This window comes from Aeromonas sp. sif0611 (assembly GCF_019218845.1).
In the GTDB taxonomy this organism is placed as follows: Bacteria; Pseudomonadota; Gammaproteobacteria; order Enterobacterales; family Aeromonadaceae; genus Aeromonas; species Aeromonas media.
In genome coordinates this window covers 804,581-819,251 of record NZ_JAHUWU010000001.1, presented here as the reverse complement: position 1 = coordinate 819,251, position 14,671 = coordinate 804,581, and the positions used below count along the sequence as shown (strand labels likewise).

At 65.0% G+C, this 14,671-nt stretch carries 15 protein-coding genes; 11 read left to right on the top strand and 4 right to left on the bottom strand.

Annotated features, from left to right (window positions below; translation table 11 throughout):
• The first annotated feature begins 7 nt into the window (after window positions 1–7).
• The 4 genes from modA (at window position 8) to KW824_RS03550 (ending at window position 3,428) form a co-directional block, all read left to right on the top strand.
• Window positions 8–736, top strand: a complete 729-nt coding sequence (modA, locus tag KW824_RS03565; protein WP_218408929.1) for a molybdate ABC transporter substrate-binding protein — start codon at window positions 8–10, stop codon at window positions 734–736.
• 109 nt (window positions 737–845) lie between these two features.
• The gene (modB, locus tag KW824_RS03560; protein WP_171269147.1) at window positions 846–1,526 is read left to right on the top strand and encodes a molybdate ABC transporter permease subunit; all 681 of its coding nucleotides are present in this window, start codon (window positions 846–848) and stop codon (window positions 1,524–1,526) included.
• Window positions 1,523–2,578 carry a molybdenum ABC transporter ATP-binding protein gene (gene modC, locus KW824_RS03555; RefSeq protein WP_218408928.1) on the top strand — a complete coding sequence of 352 codons (1,056 nt, stop codon included), beginning with the start codon at window positions 1,523–1,525 and terminating at the stop codon, window positions 2,576–2,578. The genes modB and modC overlap by 4 nt, the downstream gene beginning before the upstream one ends.
• Window positions 2,579–2,648: 70 nt before the next feature.
• Window positions 2,649–3,428: an alpha/beta fold hydrolase gene (locus KW824_RS03550; RefSeq protein WP_218408927.1), complete on the top strand. Its 780-nt coding sequence runs from the start codon at window positions 2,649–2,651 to the stop codon at window positions 3,426–3,428.
• 65 nt (window positions 3,429–3,493) lie between these two features.
• Here the strand turns inward: KW824_RS03550 and moeB are convergent, their stop codons facing one another.
• Together moeB and moeA are read right to left on the bottom strand one after the other, a co-directional pair.
• Window positions 3,494–4,249: a molybdopterin-synthase adenylyltransferase MoeB gene (moeB, locus tag KW824_RS03545; protein WP_218408926.1), complete on the bottom strand. Its 756-nt coding sequence runs from the start codon at window positions 4,247–4,249 to the stop codon at window positions 3,494–3,496.
• Window positions 4,246–5,472 (bottom strand): molybdopterin molybdotransferase MoeA, encoded by a 1,227-nt coding sequence (gene moeA / locus KW824_RS03540; protein WP_305730012.1) that lies wholly within the window; start codon window positions 5,470–5,472, stop codon window positions 4,246–4,248. The genes moeB and moeA overlap by 4 nt, the downstream gene beginning before the upstream one ends.
• A 358-nt stretch (window positions 5,473–5,830) precedes the next feature.
• On the opposite strand from moeA, the gene folE reads away from it, so the two are divergent.
• Together folE and KW824_RS03530 are read left to right on the top strand one after the other, a co-directional pair.
• Window positions 5,831–6,487, top strand: coding sequence for a GTP cyclohydrolase I FolE (folE, locus tag KW824_RS03535; protein ID WP_043132898.1), 657 nt, complete (start codon window positions 5,831–5,833; stop codon window positions 6,485–6,487).
• A 270-nt stretch (window positions 6,488–6,757) separates the two neighbouring features.
• Entirely contained in the window at window positions 6,758–8,407 is a 1,650-nt protein-coding gene (locus KW824_RS03530; RefSeq protein ID WP_218408924.1) for a methyl-accepting chemotaxis protein, read from the top strand.
• A gap of 71 nt (window positions 8,408–8,478) precedes the next feature.
• Here KW824_RS03530 and KW824_RS03525 read toward each other — a convergent pair whose 3' ends face one another.
• Window positions 8,479–10,209 (bottom strand): formate--tetrahydrofolate ligase, encoded by a 1,731-nt coding sequence (locus KW824_RS03525; protein WP_218408923.1) that lies wholly within the window; start codon window positions 10,207–10,209, stop codon window positions 8,479–8,481.
• A gap of 66 nt (window positions 10,210–10,275) precedes the next feature.
• Between KW824_RS03525 and KW824_RS03520 the strand changes: the two genes are divergently transcribed.
• Window positions 10,276–10,683 carry a hypothetical protein gene (locus KW824_RS03520; protein ID WP_218408922.1) on the top strand — a complete coding sequence of 136 codons (408 nt, stop codon included), beginning with the start codon at window positions 10,276–10,278 and terminating at the stop codon, window positions 10,681–10,683.
• Window positions 10,684–10,701: 18 nt separating this feature from the next.
• On the opposite strand, the gene KW824_RS03515 is transcribed toward KW824_RS03520, so the two are convergent.
• Window positions 10,702–11,604, bottom strand: coding sequence for a LysR family transcriptional regulator (locus tag KW824_RS03515; protein WP_171269557.1), 903 nt, complete (start codon window positions 11,602–11,604; stop codon window positions 10,702–10,704).
• A gap of 110 nt (window positions 11,605–11,714) precedes the next feature.
• On the opposite strand from KW824_RS03515, the gene KW824_RS03510 reads away from it, so the two are divergent.
• The 4 genes from KW824_RS03510 (at window position 11,715) to KW824_RS03495 (ending at window position 14,627) form a co-directional block, all read left to right on the top strand.
• Window positions 11,715–12,275 carry a YceI family protein gene (locus KW824_RS03510; RefSeq protein ID WP_025326429.1) on the top strand — a complete coding sequence of 187 codons (561 nt, stop codon included), beginning with the start codon at window positions 11,715–11,717 and terminating at the stop codon, window positions 12,273–12,275.
• Window positions 12,275–13,012: a hypothetical protein gene (locus KW824_RS03505; RefSeq protein ID WP_218408921.1), complete on the top strand. Its 738-nt coding sequence runs from the start codon at window positions 12,275–12,277 to the stop codon at window positions 13,010–13,012. Before KW824_RS03510 ends, KW824_RS03505 begins: the two co-directional genes overlap by 1 nt.
• A 185-nt stretch (window positions 13,013–13,197) precedes the next feature.
• Complete coding sequence (locus KW824_RS03500; protein ID WP_171269137.1) at window positions 13,198–14,319, top strand: adenosylhomocysteinase; 1,122 nt, start codon at window positions 13,198–13,200, stop codon at window positions 14,317–14,319.
• Window positions 14,316–14,627, top strand: coding sequence for a SelT/SelW/SelH family protein (locus tag KW824_RS03495; RefSeq protein WP_218408920.1), 312 nt, complete (start codon window positions 14,316–14,318; stop codon window positions 14,625–14,627). The genes KW824_RS03500 and KW824_RS03495 overlap by 4 nt, the downstream gene beginning before the upstream one ends.
• Window positions 14,628–14,671 lie beyond the last annotated feature (44 nt).

The window sequence follows — 14,671 nt, the reverse complement described above, 5'->3', positions numbered from 1 at the left end:
ACAGGGAATGAAGAAACAGTTGTCCGTGGTGTTGCTTGGCCTCGTCGCCGGCGCTTTGTACAGCGGGGCCGCGCAGGCCGATGAGGTCAAGGTGGCCGTGGCCGCCAACTTCAAGGGGACCATGGAACGCATTGGCAAGACGTTCACCGCCAAGACAGGTCACCGCGTCGTCATCAGCTCGGCGGCCACCGGGGTGCTCTACACCCAGATCACCCACGGCGCCCCCTTCGATCTCTTCCTCTCCGCCGACGTGGCCACCCCTCAAAAACTGGAGGCGGAGGGCAAGGGGAGCGATCGCTTCACCTATGCCATCGGCCAGCTCGGTCTGTGGAAGAAGGGCGGTCCGGCTCCCGACGAGGCGACCTTGCGCAGTTGGAAGGGCAACCTCGCCATCGCCAACCCGAAAACCGCCCCCTATGGCACCGCCGCCATGGCAACCCTGGCCCATCTCAAGATAGATCCCAAACAATACAGGGTGCTGACCGGTACCAACATCAGCCAGACCTGGCAGTTCGTGGACACCGGTAACGCCGAGCTGGGCTTCGTCGCCTGGGCCAACCTGGTGGAAGCGGGCAAGACCGGCGAAGCCTGGGCGGTGCCGGCCAGCTTCTACCCCCCCATCGAGCAGCAGGGGCTGATCCTGAAGAAAGGGGCTGCGGTCGATGCCCTGGTCGCCTGGCTCAAGGGCCCGGGCCAGGAACAGATCAAGGCCGCGGGCTATGCCCTGCCGCAGTGATGGCATGAATGCCAATCTCCCATGACCACTGGCCGGCCTCAGGGCCGGCCACGCTTTGCAATGAGGATGCATAACATGTTGCTGCTCGCACCAGGGAGGGATATGCCCCATGAGTGAAGGGGATCTGCTGGCGGTCTGGCTTACCCTGAAGCTGGCGGCCAGCACCACCGCCATCCTGCTGCTGCTGTCGCCGCCGCTCGCCTGGTGGCTGTCCCGCAGCCAGCACCGGCTGCGGCCGCTGGTGGAGGCACTGGTGGCGCTGCCCCTGGTGCTGCCACCGACCGTGCTCGGCTTCTATCTGCTGCTCGCCTTCTCGCCGGAATATGGCCTCGGCGCCTGGTGGCGGGAGACCTTCGGGACCCCGCTCGCCTTCAGCTTCCTCGGCCTGCTGTTTGCCTCCATCCTCTATTCGCTCCCCTTCGTGGTGCAGCCGCTCACCTCCGCCTTCGTCAACATGGGCAACAAGGAGATCGAAGCCGCCGCCACCCTGGGGCTGGGGCCCCTCGAGCGCTTCTTTCAGATCATCTTGCCGATGACGCTGCCGAGCTTCGTGATGGCGGCGGCGCTCGGGTTTGCCCACACCCTGGGGGAGTTTGGCGTGGTGCTGATGATAGGGGGCAACATCCCGGGAGAGACCCAGGTGCTCTCCATCGCCCTGTTTGATCACGTGGAAGCCATGGATTATCAGCACGCCCACTACCTGGCGGGCGGCCTGATGGGCTTCTCCCTGGTGATGCTGGTGCTGGTCTATGGCGTCTTGCAGCGCCGGCAGCGGAGGTTATTCGGATGAGCCTGCACCTCAAGGCCTGGCGCCGGTTTGGCGGCTTCGAACTCGACTGCGATCTGACACTCCCCCTTGGTGGCATTCTCGGCCTCTTTGGCCCTTCCGGCTGTGGCAAGAGCACCCTGCTGCGCATCATCGCCGGGCTGGATCGTGCCCCCTCGGACGTTCTGCGCTGGCAGGGGCGGGATCTGGCGGCCCTGCTGCCGGAGGCGCGCCGCATCGGGCTGGTGTTCCAGGACTCCCGCCTCTTTCCCCATATGACGGTGCTCGGCAACCTGCAACTGGCGGCAGGCAAGGGGCGAGGGCGCTGGCAGCCCGAGGCGCTGGCGATACGGCTCGGCTTTGCGGATCTGCTGGGGCAGCCCGCCCACGGCCTCTCCGGCGGCCAGCGCCAGCGGGTGGCCCTGGGGCGGGCCCTGCTGGCAGAGCCGGATCTGCTGCTGCTCGATGAGCCCTTCTCGGCGCTGGACAGCCGCAGCCGCATCCATCAGGCCCATGTGCTCAAGGGGTTGCAGCGCGAAAGCGGCATCCCCATGATCTTCGTGAGCCACGCCATGGAGGAGGTGAGTCTGCTCTGCGATCAGCTGGTGCTGCTGGCAGATGGCAGGCTGGAGGCGCAGGGCAGGCCGAGTGAGATCTTCGCCCGCACCGACCTCTCCTTGGCCAGTCGCGACGATGCCGGTGTCATGCTGACGGCGACTCTGGCTCACTATGACGACGCTGAGCAGATGGCGACCCTGCAACTTGGGGATCAGACCCTGATGGTCACCATGGAGCATGCCCCCGACGAGACAGGGGAGTTGCAGATCAAGGTGGCGGGGCGGGATCTGGTGATCGCCACCGCCCCCATAGCGCACTCCAGCCTCTCCAACTGCCTCGAGACCCGACTGCTGGAGGCGCGGGAGGTGAGGCCGGGGCAAACCCTGTTGCAGTTGGCGCTGGGGCAGCAGATACTGCTGGCCCGGATCACCAGCCGCTCCGCGCAGCGGCTGGCGCTGGTGCCGGGGCAGCGCCTCTACGCCTACATCAAGGCGGTGAGCCTGGTGGGAGAGGGCTGAGGGGCGTGTCGCCACAGCATGGGCAGCAAGGCCGTCGATGGCCGCTATCGAGTCGAGAGGGAGAGCACGGGTGCGTCGCAACCAGGTAATGAAATCCCATGGATTGGCCTTGCGCAGCGCGGGGGAGGGCCCCTTGCTGCTCTTGCTGCATGGCCTTGGCTCCTCCAGCCTCGACTGGCAGGCCCAGATCGAGCACTTCTCCCAGCACTACCGGGTGGTGGCGCTGGACCTGCGCGGCCATGGCCAGAGCATGCAGGAGGGGCCCTTCGATGTGCCCACCCTGGCGGCGGACGTGGCCCGCTGGCTAGAAGAGCAGCCGGAACCCGCCTGGGTGGTGGGGCTGTCACTCGGGGCCATGGTGGCGCTCGAGCTGGCGCTGCGACTGCCTCACAAGGTGCGGGGGCTGGTGCTGGTCAACGGCTTCAGCGAGTTTCTGCTGGAGACGCCAAAGGAGCAGGAGCGCCATGCCATGCGCCTCAAGTGGCTGCGCTGGTTTGGCATGCGACCGCTCGCCTGGTGGCTGGGGCGCGAACTATTCCCCGGCCCCGAGCTCGCCCCGGTGCGCCACACCTTCCGGCTGCGCTTCGTGCGCAGCAACAAGAAAAAGACCTACAAGGCACTGCTGGAGGCGCTGCCCGGCTGGTCGGTGCGCGCCCGGCTCGGCAGCCTCCGGCAGCCGGTGGCCATCATCTCCACCAGTCACGACTACCTGCCCCTTGCCAAACGGGTGGAGCAGTTCGCCTCCCTGCCCAACGCCAGCATCCATACCCCCGAGGGCCATCACGCCTGGCCCGCGGAAGATCCCGCCGGGTTCAACCATCTGCTGCAACGGATCCTGGCGACTCACTGAGTCTGTGCGGACATAAAAATGCCGAACCCCTGGGTTCGGCATTTTTGTTGATGGTTTTTTGCCACTCAGGGCTGGGAGCAGACCGGGCAGTCCGGGCGCTTGGGCAACTTCAGCTCGCGAAAGCGGCCACTGAGGCCGTCGATCATCAGCAGGCGGCCGTGATGGCTCTTGCCCATGCCGGCCAGCAGCTTGATGGCTTCGAGGGCCTGCAGGCTGCCCACCAGGCCCACCACAGGGGCCAGCACTCCGGCCTCGACGCAGGTCAGCGCCTGCTCGCCAAACAGGGCGCTGAGGCAGGCGTAGCAGGGCTCGTCCTCCTGCCAGGTGAAGCTGCACAGCTGCCCCTCCAGCCGGATGGCGGCGCCGCTGACCAGGGGCACCCTGTGCTGGCGGGCACGCTGGTTGAGCAGGTTGCGGATGGTGACGTTGTCGGTGCAGTCGAGCACCAGCTGGTGCGTCGGTAACAGGGCATCGAGCAGCGCCTCGTCGGCGAGGAGGGCGTGGGTTTCCACCTCTAGCCAGGGATTGAGGGCGCGCAGGGACTGGGCGGCGGAGTCCACCTTGTACATGCCGATGCGTTCGTCGCTGTGCAGCACCTGGCGCTGAAGGTTGGAGAGCTCCACCCGGTCAAAATCCACCAGGGTGAGCCGGCCGACCCCGGCCACGGCGAGGTACTGGGCGGCGGCGCAGCCCAGTCCCCCGGCGCCTATCACCAGTACGCGGGCCTGCTTGAGCGCCTCCTGCCCCTCGAAATCGAAAGATTTAAGAATGATCTGACGGTTGTAGCGCAGCAGCTCGGCGTCGCTCAGGATCTCGCTCACAGCAGCAGTCCCGAGAAGGGCTCGACGGTCACCGTCTCACCGGCGGCCACCTTGCCGCGTTCCTGTTCAAGCACTATGTAGCAGTTGGCCCGGGACAGGGAGCTGAACACCCCGGAGTCCTGGGAGCCGGTGCTGCGTACCTCGAGGCCGTTCGGGCCCTGGCTCAGCATGCCGCGTTGGAAGTCCAGTCGCCCCGGCGCCTTCTTGAGGGGCTCGGTCGCGATGGCCTGCAGCGGCAGGGGGCGCGCGAAGTGGTGGCCAGCCAGCCTGGCCAGCGCCGGCTGCACCAACTGATCGAAGGTAACCATGGCGGAGACGGGGTTGCCCGGCAGGCCGAAGAACCAGGCGTTTGGCAGGCGACCGAAGGCAAAGGGTTTGCCCGGCTTGATGGCGAGCTTCCAGAAGCCGATTTCGCCAAGCTCCTCCAGCAACTGCTTGGTGAAGTCCGCCTCGCCGACCGAGACGCCCCCCGTGGTGATGAGGGCATCGGCCTCGCGGTCGGCCTGAATAAAGGCGGCGCGCAGGGCGGCAGGATCGTCGGGGATGATGCCCAGATCCAGGCACGCTATGCCCATGCGGGTCAGCATGGCCTTGACCCCGTAACGGTTGGAGTCATAGATGTCGCCATGGGCGAGCGGGGTGCCCAGGGGTTTGAGCTCGTCACCTGTGCTGAAGATGGCGACCTTGAGCGGGCGGCGCACCGTCACGGTGGCGATGCCCAAGGAAGCCAGCAGCGGCAACTCCCGGGGGCTGAGGCGCAGGCCGCTCGCCAGCACCCGGGATCCTTGCGCCATGTCCTCGCCGCGGCGACGGATGTTCTGGCCAAGGAAGGGCGTCGTCAGAAAAGTGATCCCGTTGCCGCCCTCCTGCGTTTCTTCCTGCATGACGACCGCCTCCGTGCCCGCCGGCACCGGGGCGCCGGTCATGATGCGGATGCAGTGACCGGCCGGCCATTCGCCCTCATAGGGCTGGCCGGCGAAGGCCTTGCCCGCCACGGGGAGTGGGGCGCCGGCGGCAAGATCGGCCAGACGCACGGCGTAACCGTCCATGGCGGCGTTGTCGAAGGGGGGCACCGACAGGGGGGAGCTTATCTCCTCGGCCAGTATCCGATCCAGCGCCTGGGGCAGCGGCAACTGCTCCGTGTCGCAGCAGCAGGTGAGTTGTTCCAGCATCCCTTGCAGGGCCTTGTCCAAGGGGAGGAGTGCACCGGTATCGAATCCCATCATCATGACCTCTGTGGTGTATAGGGGGCGGATTATCCCAAAAATCCGCCCGGATGGGCAGGCGCATCGTGCAGGAATGCGGTGGAATACGGCTTTTGCTGTGATGACAGCGGCGGCCCTTTCCTTGAGTTACCACCTTGTGGGTGGCATGGAAGGGACGCCTGCATGCCAAGTGCCGGACTGTCTGCCAGGCGCCCCCGAACGGGGAGGGGGCCGCAGGGTAAAACCGGGTGGTTTGGCATAAAGTCAGGTGTTGGGCTTGAGTTAGTCTGAATTATGACAATAATCGCCCTGTAAGATTGCGCCACGACACCATGTCGATGGCCAGCACAGTCCCTGAGCGTGGGAGAGAAACAAGATGACGAGCTTAAGCCAGGAAGCCCTGTTGGTCAGGGCTGCGCTCGAGGCCCAGGGCCTCGAGACACCTCTGGTGGCCAATGAATTGAACGGCCAGCAGAAGAAGGAAAAAATCGAAGGCCACATGCGCGCCATCATGGAGACGCTGGGGCTGGATCTGACCGACGACAGTCTGGCCGAAACGCCTCACCGCATCGCCAAGATGTACGTGAACGAGATCTTCTCCGGCCTCGATTACGCCACCTTCCCCAAGGTGACGGTGATCGAGAACAAGATGAAGGTGGACGAGATGATCATGGTGCGGGACATCAGTCTCACCAGCACCTGCGAGCACCACTTCGTCACCATCGACGGGCTGGCCCACGTGGCCTATATCCCCCGTGGCAAGGTGATCGGGCTGTCGAAGATCAACCGTATCGTGCAGTTCTTCGCCCGCCGTCCCCAGGTGCAGGAGCGGCTCACCCAGCAGATCCTGCTGGCGCTGCAGACCCTGCTCGGCACCAAGGACGTGGCCATCAGCATCAAGGCGACCCACTTCTGCGTGAAGGCCCGCGGCGTGATGGATTCTACCTCCTACACCACCACCACCTCCCTCGGTGGGGTCTTCAAGACCCAGCCAGACACCCGTGCCGAGTTTCTCGGTGGCTTGAAAGGCTAGTCACCCAGGGGTATGTCGCGCCGACATGCCCCGACTTCTTCCCTCCGTCTGCCCCGGTTTTTTTTCTGAAAAAATCCTAAAGTGATGCCCGCGCTGGCCGATACAGCTCTCCGTGCCGCGGGATGGCCTGTTTGACACCCGTTTGGCCCTCTCTTTCGTGCCGATACGGATGAGATTTGAATGACTGCTATGGATGGCAGCTAGCGTGCTCGTGCCTCGAGGGGCCGGCGCCGACGAATGCCACTTGATGACCCATATGCAGGACATGCCATGAACACCATGACGATAGGCAAGAAACTCTCCGCCGGCTTTGCCGTACTCGGCCTGATGATGGCCTTTATAGGCGGCTTTTCTCTGTTTGAATTCAGCACCATGAACCGGGCTGCCATCGGTTTTACCGACAGTATCCTGCCCGCCGTGGTGCGTACCAGCACCCTGGGCGAGACCATCAATGCGGTGCGCCGTTATGAGCTGGATGTTTTTCTGGTGGCGGACGATCCCCAGCAGCAGGCCCATTACCGCAATGAGAGCGAGAAGAGCCTGCAGGAGGCCGCGCGCCAGATAACGGCCCACGATGGCACCATCTGGGCGGAGGATCTGGAGGAGCGCCGCACCTTCGACATCGTGAAGGCAGACTGGGAGAAATACCTCGGCCTGCACCAGCGCATCCGGCAGATGCAGGACTCAGGGCAGATGACCGAGGCCCAGCACCTCTTCATGGGGGAGGGGGTCACCCTCTACACCAACCTGGCCAAGTCGGTTGGCGACCTGGTGCGCATCAACCATGGCTATGCCGATGCCTCCCGCAAGGTGGTGGTGGCGGCCTATGATTCCGCCAAACTGAGCGTCACCCTGTCCCTGTTGGTCGGTCTGGTGCTGGTGGTCTGCCTCTCCGTGGTGCTGACCCGCCAGATCCGCGACCCGCTCATCATGCTGGCCCGTCAGGCCCAGCGCATCGCGAGCGGCGATCTCGGCAAGGGTGAGCTGCAGGAGTGGATCCGCACCAGCCGCTTCAACCGCGACGAGCTGGGTCAGCTTGGCTCTGCCATCGACCGGATGCAGGGGGCGTTGGCGAGCCTGGTGAGCGAGATCGCGGGCTCGGTGAGCCAGCTCAGCAGCGCGGTGGAGGAGGTGAGCGCCATCTCCGAACAGTCCGCCAAGGGCATGGCCAGCCAGCAGAGCGAGGTCTCCCAGGTGGCTACCGCCATGAACGAGATGCAGTCCACCGTGAATGAGGTGGCCCGCAACACCACGGATGCCATGAGCGCGGCCAAGGAGGCCTCCCGTACTTCGACTCAGGGCAATCAGGTGGTGCGCAGCGCCATCGGCAGCATAGAGCAGGTGTCGCAGCAGATAGAGCAGGCGGGTACTGTGGTGTCGCAGCTGGAAGCGGACAGCGCCAGCATCAGCATGGTGCTGGATGTCATTCGCGGCATCGCGGAGCAGACCAACCTGCTGGCACTCAACGCGGCCATCGAGGCGGCCCGGGCCGGCGAGCAGGGGCGTGGTTTTGCGGTCGTCGCGGACGAAGTGCGCTCCCTGGCCCAGCGTACCCAGGCCTCCACCGCCGAGATAAGCAAGATGATAGCGCTGTTGCAGGAGCGTACCGCCGAAGCGGGCAACGCCATGCAACTGAGCCGTCAGCAGATGCAGGAGAGCGTCGGGCTGGCACGGGAAGCGGGGGGCAGCATCGACAGCATCAATGGCGCCGTCACCCAGATCAGCGACATGAACACCCTGATCGCCACCGCCACCGAAGAGCAGAACGCGGTGACCGAGGAGCTCAACCGCAGCATAGTGAACATCCACAATGCCGCCGACGAGAACGCCCAGGGGGCGCAGCAGACCGCCCAGGCCTGTGTCGAGCTGAGCAAGCTGGCCAACAGCCTGCACCAGATGACCCAGCGCTTCACCCTCTGAGCCCTGGTCCATGGCAACACAAGGCCCCGCCAATTGGCGGGGCCTTGTTGTTTCTGGCGTTGTGGAAGGGCTCAGCTCAGGCCGACTATCTCGCCGTTCTCATTGATGTCGATATGGCGATAAGCTGGCAGGCTGCCCAGGCCCGGCATGGTCATGATGGGGCCCGCGAGGGCATAGACGAAACCGGCGCCGGCGCACAGGCGCACCTCGTCGATGGGCACCTCGAAGTCCGTCGGTACTCCCTTGAGGGTGGGATCATGGCTGATGGAGAGCGGCGTCTTGGCCATGCAGATGGGCAGGTGATCCCAGCCCTCGGCCGAGAGCCGGACCAGCTGCTGGCGTGCCTTGTCCGAGAGCCGCACCCCGCGCCCGCCATAGCCGCACTCCACCAGGGTGGCCAGCTTGGCCGCGAGGCTCATCTCGTCCGGGTAGAGCAGTTTGACCTGGCTCGGCTGCTCGCAGGCCGCCACCACGGCCCGGGCCAGCTCGCTGGCGCCCTTGCCCCCGTCGGTGAAGGCGTGGGAGATGGCGGCGTCACAGGCACCGGCCGCCAGCGCCTCGCGGGCCAGCAGATCCAGCTCGGCCTGGCTGTCGGTGGGGAAGCGGTTGATGGCGACCACCACGGGCACACCGTAACGGCGGGCGTTCTGGATATGCCAGGCGAGGTTGGCGCAGCCCTGCTTGAGGGTGGGCAGATCTTCCCCTTGCAGGCTCGCCGGCAGCGGCTGGCCCGGGCGAATGTCCAGCAGGCCGCTGTTGGCCTTGAGACCGCGCACCGTGGCCACCAGCACCACGCAGGCGGGGGTGATGCCGGACTGGCGGTGCTTGATGTTGAAGAACTTCTCCAGCCCCATGTCGGAGCCAAAGCCCGCCTCGGTCACCACATAGTCGGTGAGGCCCAGGGCGATGCGATCGGCGATGACGGAGGAGTTGCCGTGGGCGATGTTGGCGAAGGGGCCGGCGTGCACCAGTACCGGGGTCTGCTCCGTGGTCTGCATCAGGGTCGGTTGCAGGGCGTCTTTGAGCAGCACCGTCATGGCCCCCGCCACTTCCAGCTGTTCGGCGGTGATGGGGTTGCCGCGGCTGTCCAGCGCCAGCTGGATGCGGCCGATGCGCGCGCGCAAGTCTTTCAGATCGCTGGCCAGCGCCAGAATGGCCATCAGCTCGGAGGCGGCTGTGATGACGAAGCGATCGGAGCGCTCCACCCCATCGGCGGCGCCACCCTGGCCTAGGGTGAGGTGGCGCAGGGCGCGGTCATTCATGTCCAGGGTGCGCGGCCAGAGGATGTTGGCCGGGTCTATGTCGAGGCGCGGCAAACCGGTTCTGACGCTGAACTGGTCGCCGAGTTTCTGCTCGTGGAACAGGCGGGCATCCAGGGCCGCCGCCGCCAGGTTGTGGGCGGCGCTGAGGGCGTGGAAGTCCCCGGTGAGGTGCAGGTTCATCTCCTCCATGGGCACCACCTGGGCATGTCCGCCCCCGGCGGCGCCCCCCTTGACCCCGAACACGGGCCCGAGGCTCGGCTGGCGTATGGTGGCGATGCTGGGCTGGCCGATGTGGTTGAGCCCCATGGAGAGGCCGAGGGTGGTGACCGTCTTGCCCTCGCCGAGGGGGGTCGGGGTGATGGCGCTCACCAGCACCAGCTTGCCTCTCTGTTTGGGCTGAGACTTGAGCAGGTCGAGACTGAGTTTGCCCTTGTGGTGACCCTGGGGGCTGAGCTGCTGGGGCGGGATGGCGAGGTGTTCGGCCAGCACCTGGATGGAGAGACGGGGGGACTGGCGGGAGATCTCGATATCGCTTAGCATCAGCACCTCGTTGGCATGTCAGGTCAAAGATGCGGCGAAGTCTAGAGGAATCAATAAGGTTATCCAATGAGTAATACTATTTTATCCGGCAGTCGTGAGCCTCATCAAAGCCCCATACTGCTGGACCTCAATGCCCTCTACCACCCTCCCAAGCAGCCGCTCACCGCCCTTGGCATCGTCAGCGCCTTGATCCCGCTGTTCGGCTACGGCTGGCAGGCGATGACCCAGGATCCCGAGACCCACTTTCGCCAGGAACTCGGCAAGCGCATCAACAAGCGCAAGACGGACGAGGCCAACCTCGCGCTGATCCTGCAACTGGCGGCCATGCTCGATTGCCACTGCCTGCACATCACTCTGCCCTATGAGCTTGGCGAGGCGCAGCTCGCCACCCTGGCGCGGCGTCTGCCGCGCTGGCAGTTGACTCAGCGCAGTCTGCTGCTGGTGGCCGAGCTGCCGGTCGTCCCCACCCCCTGATCACCCTCCGGCCCGGGCTCAGGTCTCCCTGTCCCAGTAGTGGGGCGCCAGGTAGCGCTCCTGCACGAACTCGATGAAGCAGCGCACCTTGGCCGAGACGAAACGGCGGTGCGGATAGAGGGCATAGAGCCCCACCTGTCCCTTCTCCCATTCCGGCAGCAGGGGCACCAAGGCGCCTGAGCGCAGCGCATCCCCGACGATGAAGGTGGGCTGCAATATGATGCCCTGGTGGTCGCAGGCGGCCCGAGTCAGGGCCACCCCGTTGTTGGCGCGAAGGGGCCCCAGGGGGCGCACGCTTTGCTGCTCCCCATTTCGCTTGAAGACCCAGTCTGGTTGGGTCAGGGTGTAGATGAGGCAGTCGTGCTGCTTGAGATCCTCCGGGGTCTTGGGGGTGCCCCTGCGGGCCAGGTATTCCGGGCTGGCGCACACCACCAGCTTCATGGTGGCGAGCGGCTTGGCCACCAGGGAGGAGTCCGGCAGGTTGCCGATCCGCAGCGCCAGATCGAATCCTTCTTCCACCAGGGCCACCCGCCGGTCGCTGTACTCTATCTCCAGCTTGAGCTCGGGAAACCGCTCACGAAACAGCGGCAGGGCAGGGGAGAGGTGCAGGTAGCCAAAGTCCATGGGCACAGAGAGCTTGAGGGTGCCCTGAGGCTGCTGGTTGTTGTGGGTGAGCTGGCTGTGGGTCTCTTCCAGCTCCGCCAGCAGGGCCAGGGAGCGCTGGTAGTAGAACTGGCCCGCCTCTGTGGGGTTGACCTGGCGGGTCGTGCGTGACAGCAGCCGGGTCGACAATGACTCCTCGAGCTGTTGCATCAGCTTGGAGGTCATGGCGACCGAGATGCCGAGCTGATGGGCGGCCTTGGTAAAGCTCTGGCACTCCACCACCTTGATGAAGGTGCGCATGGCGGCTATCTGATCCATATTCCACTCTCGGTTGATAATTATTTTAATAAATCGATGATTATCCATTCCTGCTCGGAGGTTAGCATGTCGGGTATCGATGTGAACCCCCTAATGAAGGAACGATCGGAATGAAAATGACCAAGGCCCTGCTGGCTTCCTGCCTGTTTATGGCGGCTCCCCTGATGGCGGCCGACTACGATGTCGATGCGGCTCACACCACAGTCCAGTTCAAGGTGGGCCACCTCGGCTTCTCCGAGCTGGTCGGCCGGTTCAACACCTTCAGCGGCACCTTCAGCATGGATGATGCCAATCCGACCGCCGCCAAGGCGAGCTTCGAAATCGACGCCGCCAGCGTGGACTCCAACCACGAGGCCCGCGACAAGCACCTGCGCAGCCCCGACTTCCTGGACGTCAAGCAGTACCCCAAGATGACCTTCGTCAGCTCCGGCTATGAAGGTACCAAGGACAAGGGCGTGCTCAAGGGCACCCTGACCCTGCACGGCGTCTCCAAGGACGTGGCCTTCGACATGGTCCACATCGGCGAAGGCAAGGATCCCTGGGGCGGCTACCGCAGCGGCTTCAACGCCACCACCACCATCAAGCGCAGCGACTTTGGCGTGAACTACATGCTGCCGGGCATTCCGGACGAGATGAGCATCAACCTGTTCGTCGAAGGTGTGCGCAAGTAATGGGTGCAGCACTCTTGCTACAGACCCTGGCGGCCCCTTTGGGGGCCGCTTTGCTGTCATGGCGCTGGCCACGACTGGGCTACCTGTGGGGGGCGCTCGCGCTCTGGCTGGTGGGCTGCCTGCTGGGCGGCGCCTATGGCCTGCCGGTCAAGGCGTGGCAGTGGCTGCCGCTGGCCCTGCTGGTGCCCGCCATCGCGGCCCAGGTTGAGGACAAGCGCGCCGCCCTGGCGCTGTTTGCGGTGCTTGGCGCCCTCGTGTGGTGGCAGGGGCTGGCCTCGGTCCTTGCCAGCGAGCCGCGCATCTGGCTGGCGCTGTTGCCCGCCATCGCCTGGTTCGGCTGGACGGGCTGGCGTGGTGACAGTGACGAGGGGCTGGGTTTTGCCCTCGGCTTCATCTGGCTGGCGCTGGTCATCGGCATCGATGGCAGCCTGCTGATCGCCCAACTGGCAGGCGCGCTGGCGGCATTCGCCGGTTTCCGTGCCCTGCTCGGTGCCTTTGCGGGCATCAAGGTGGCCCCGGCCGCCCTGGCGCTGGCGCTCGCCTTCGTGCAGATGCTGGCCTGGCAGTACGTGGAAGTGCCGCTGGTGGTGTTGCTGCCGGTCTGGTTGCTGCCGCTGCTGGAGTGGGTCCTGCGCAAACGGCCGGGGTTGTCTCGTTGGGGTCTGCTGATCCTGGTGGGGGCAATTGGTGCTTGTTTGAGTCTGTGGTGGGTGTGGCCAGAGGCGTCACTTTATTGATTTCTGCATGAAAAACAGGCTATTACCTTAGAAATTGATGGGTTAGTCAAAGTCTGTGTAGATAAAGATTGAGCCCTATGGCGCTTTCAGATAAAAAGGATTTTCAATTATCTGGACACACACAGAACCCGGCTATGCCGGGTTCTGTTTGCCTGCTTTCTCGCGGCACGCTAAGGAGGCCACAGTTGCACAGTCAGGGATCTGAGCATCTGTTTTTTCGCCATTTCACCGAGCAGGGACGCCTCGGGGATCTCTGCATCCTGCTGGTGACTCACCTGCTTCCCGACAGGCCCCAGTTCATCCAGGTGCTCGATGGGGTGGGGCGCGTCGGCGCCATCCTGCCCAAACCCAAGTCCGTGCACGGGCCGACCCTGGCCTGGGCCCAGCAGCACTACCCAGTGCTGCCGCTCAATCGCCACTGGACCTCGGATCCCGAGGGCGTCATTGCCCAGATAGCCCCCCTGGTGGAACCCCATGAGCGTCTCATCATCCTGGACATAGGCGGTTACTTCGCCAAGACCCAGGCGATTCTCGCCGAACATTTCGGCGCGCGCTTTCTCGGGGTGGTGGAGATGACCGAAAATGGCCATCAGCGCTACGAGCAGGAGGTGCTGGCCGCTCCCGTCATCTCGGTGGCGCGCAGCCCCCTCAAGCAGGCGGAAGACATCCAGATCGGCCTGAGTGTGGTCTACTCCGCCGAGTCTCTGGCGCGCACCCTCAGGCGCACCTTCAATGTCTGCCAGGCCGCCCTGTTCGGCTATGGCAAGGTGGGGCGCAGCATCGCCCGCGAGCTGCGCTGCCGCAACCTGCATCTGGAGCTGGTGGAGACGGATGCCCTGCGCCAGGTGGAGGCGCTCTCCCACGGCTTCAAGCTGGTGAACAAGGCCGAGGCCCTCGGCCGCGCCGAGCTGGTGATCTGCTGCACCGGCAATGGCTCCCTCGACATCGCCGATTTGCAGGCACTGCGCCCGGGGGCCATGCTGGCGTCTGTCACCTCGGCGGATGACGAGTTCGCGTTCTGCCTCTCCCAGCTGCCCTGGCCGAGCGAGGAGGTGTGCCCCCATGTGCTGGCGCTCACGCGCCCGGATGGCAGCACCATCTTCCTGCTCAATCGCGGCGAGGCGGTGAACTTCGTCCACGGCGCCGTCATCGGCGAGTACGTCTATCTGGTGCTGGCGGAGATCATCGAAGGGGTGCACCAGCTTGCCGGGCAGGCGCCGGCCGCCGGCCTGCTTGAGCTGCCCCAGGCCACCATGCAGCGCATAGCCCGCCACTGGTTAACCGATTTTCATGGAGTCATCGCATGACAGAACCACAGACCCCCGTCAGCAAACCGCGCATCGAGATCCGCTACTGCACCCTCTGCCGCTGGATGCTGCGCGCCGCCTGGCTCGCCCAGGAGCTGCTCTCCACCTTCGACAGCGATCTCGGCGAGGTGGCACTGGTGCCCGCCAGCAAGGGGGAGTTCAAGATACTGGTGAACGGCATCCAGGTGTGGGACAGGGTGGCCGACGAGGGCTTCCCCGAGGCGAAAGAGATCAAGCAGCGGGTGCGGGACGTCATCGCCCCGGAGCGCGATCTCGGCCATGCCGATCGCAAGCCTGCCACCGAGTAGGCCGGGGGCACGGGTTGAACGACAGAGGGAGGCGCAGGCCTCCC

Bases quoted from the DNA above. Each gene is read 5' to 3' on its own strand.
- modA (WP_218408929.1), top strand. From the start codon at position 8: ATGAAGAAACAGTTGTCCGTGGTGTTGCTTGGCCTCGTCGCCGGCGCT.
- modB (WP_171269147.1), top strand. From the start codon at position 846: ATGAGTGAAGGGGATCTGCTGGCGGTCTGGCTTACCCTGAAGCTGGCG.
- modC (WP_218408928.1), top strand. From the start codon at position 1,523: ATGAGCCTGCACCTCAAGGCCTGGCGCCGGTTTGGCGGCTTCGAACTC.
- moeA (WP_305730012.1), bottom strand. From the start codon at position 5,472: ATGGGATTCGATACCGGTGCACTCCTCCCCTTGGACAAGGCCCTGCAA.
- folE (WP_043132898.1), top strand. From the start codon at position 5,831: ATGACGAGCTTAAGCCAGGAAGCCCTGTTGGTCAGGGCTGCGCTCGAG.
- KW824_RS03530 (WP_218408924.1), top strand. From the start codon at position 6,758: ATGAACACCATGACGATAGGCAAGAAACTCTCCGCCGGCTTTGCCGTA.
- KW824_RS03525 (WP_218408923.1), bottom strand. From the start codon at position 10,209: ATGCTAAGCGATATCGAGATCTCCCGCCAGTCCCCCCGTCTCTCCATC.
- KW824_RS03520 (WP_218408922.1), top strand. From the start codon at position 10,276: ATGAGTAATACTATTTTATCCGGCAGTCGTGAGCCTCATCAAAGCCCC.
- KW824_RS03515 (WP_171269557.1), bottom strand. From the start codon at position 11,604: ATGGATCAGATAGCCGCCATGCGCACCTTCATCAAGGTGGTGGAGTGC.
- KW824_RS03510 (WP_025326429.1), top strand. From the start codon at position 11,715: ATGAAAATGACCAAGGCCCTGCTGGCTTCCTGCCTGTTTATGGCGGCT.
- KW824_RS03505 (WP_218408921.1), top strand. From the start codon at position 12,275: ATGGGTGCAGCACTCTTGCTACAGACCCTGGCGGCCCCTTTGGGGGCC.
- KW824_RS03495 (WP_218408920.1), top strand. From the start codon at position 14,316: ATGACAGAACCACAGACCCCCGTCAGCAAACCGCGCATCGAGATCCGC.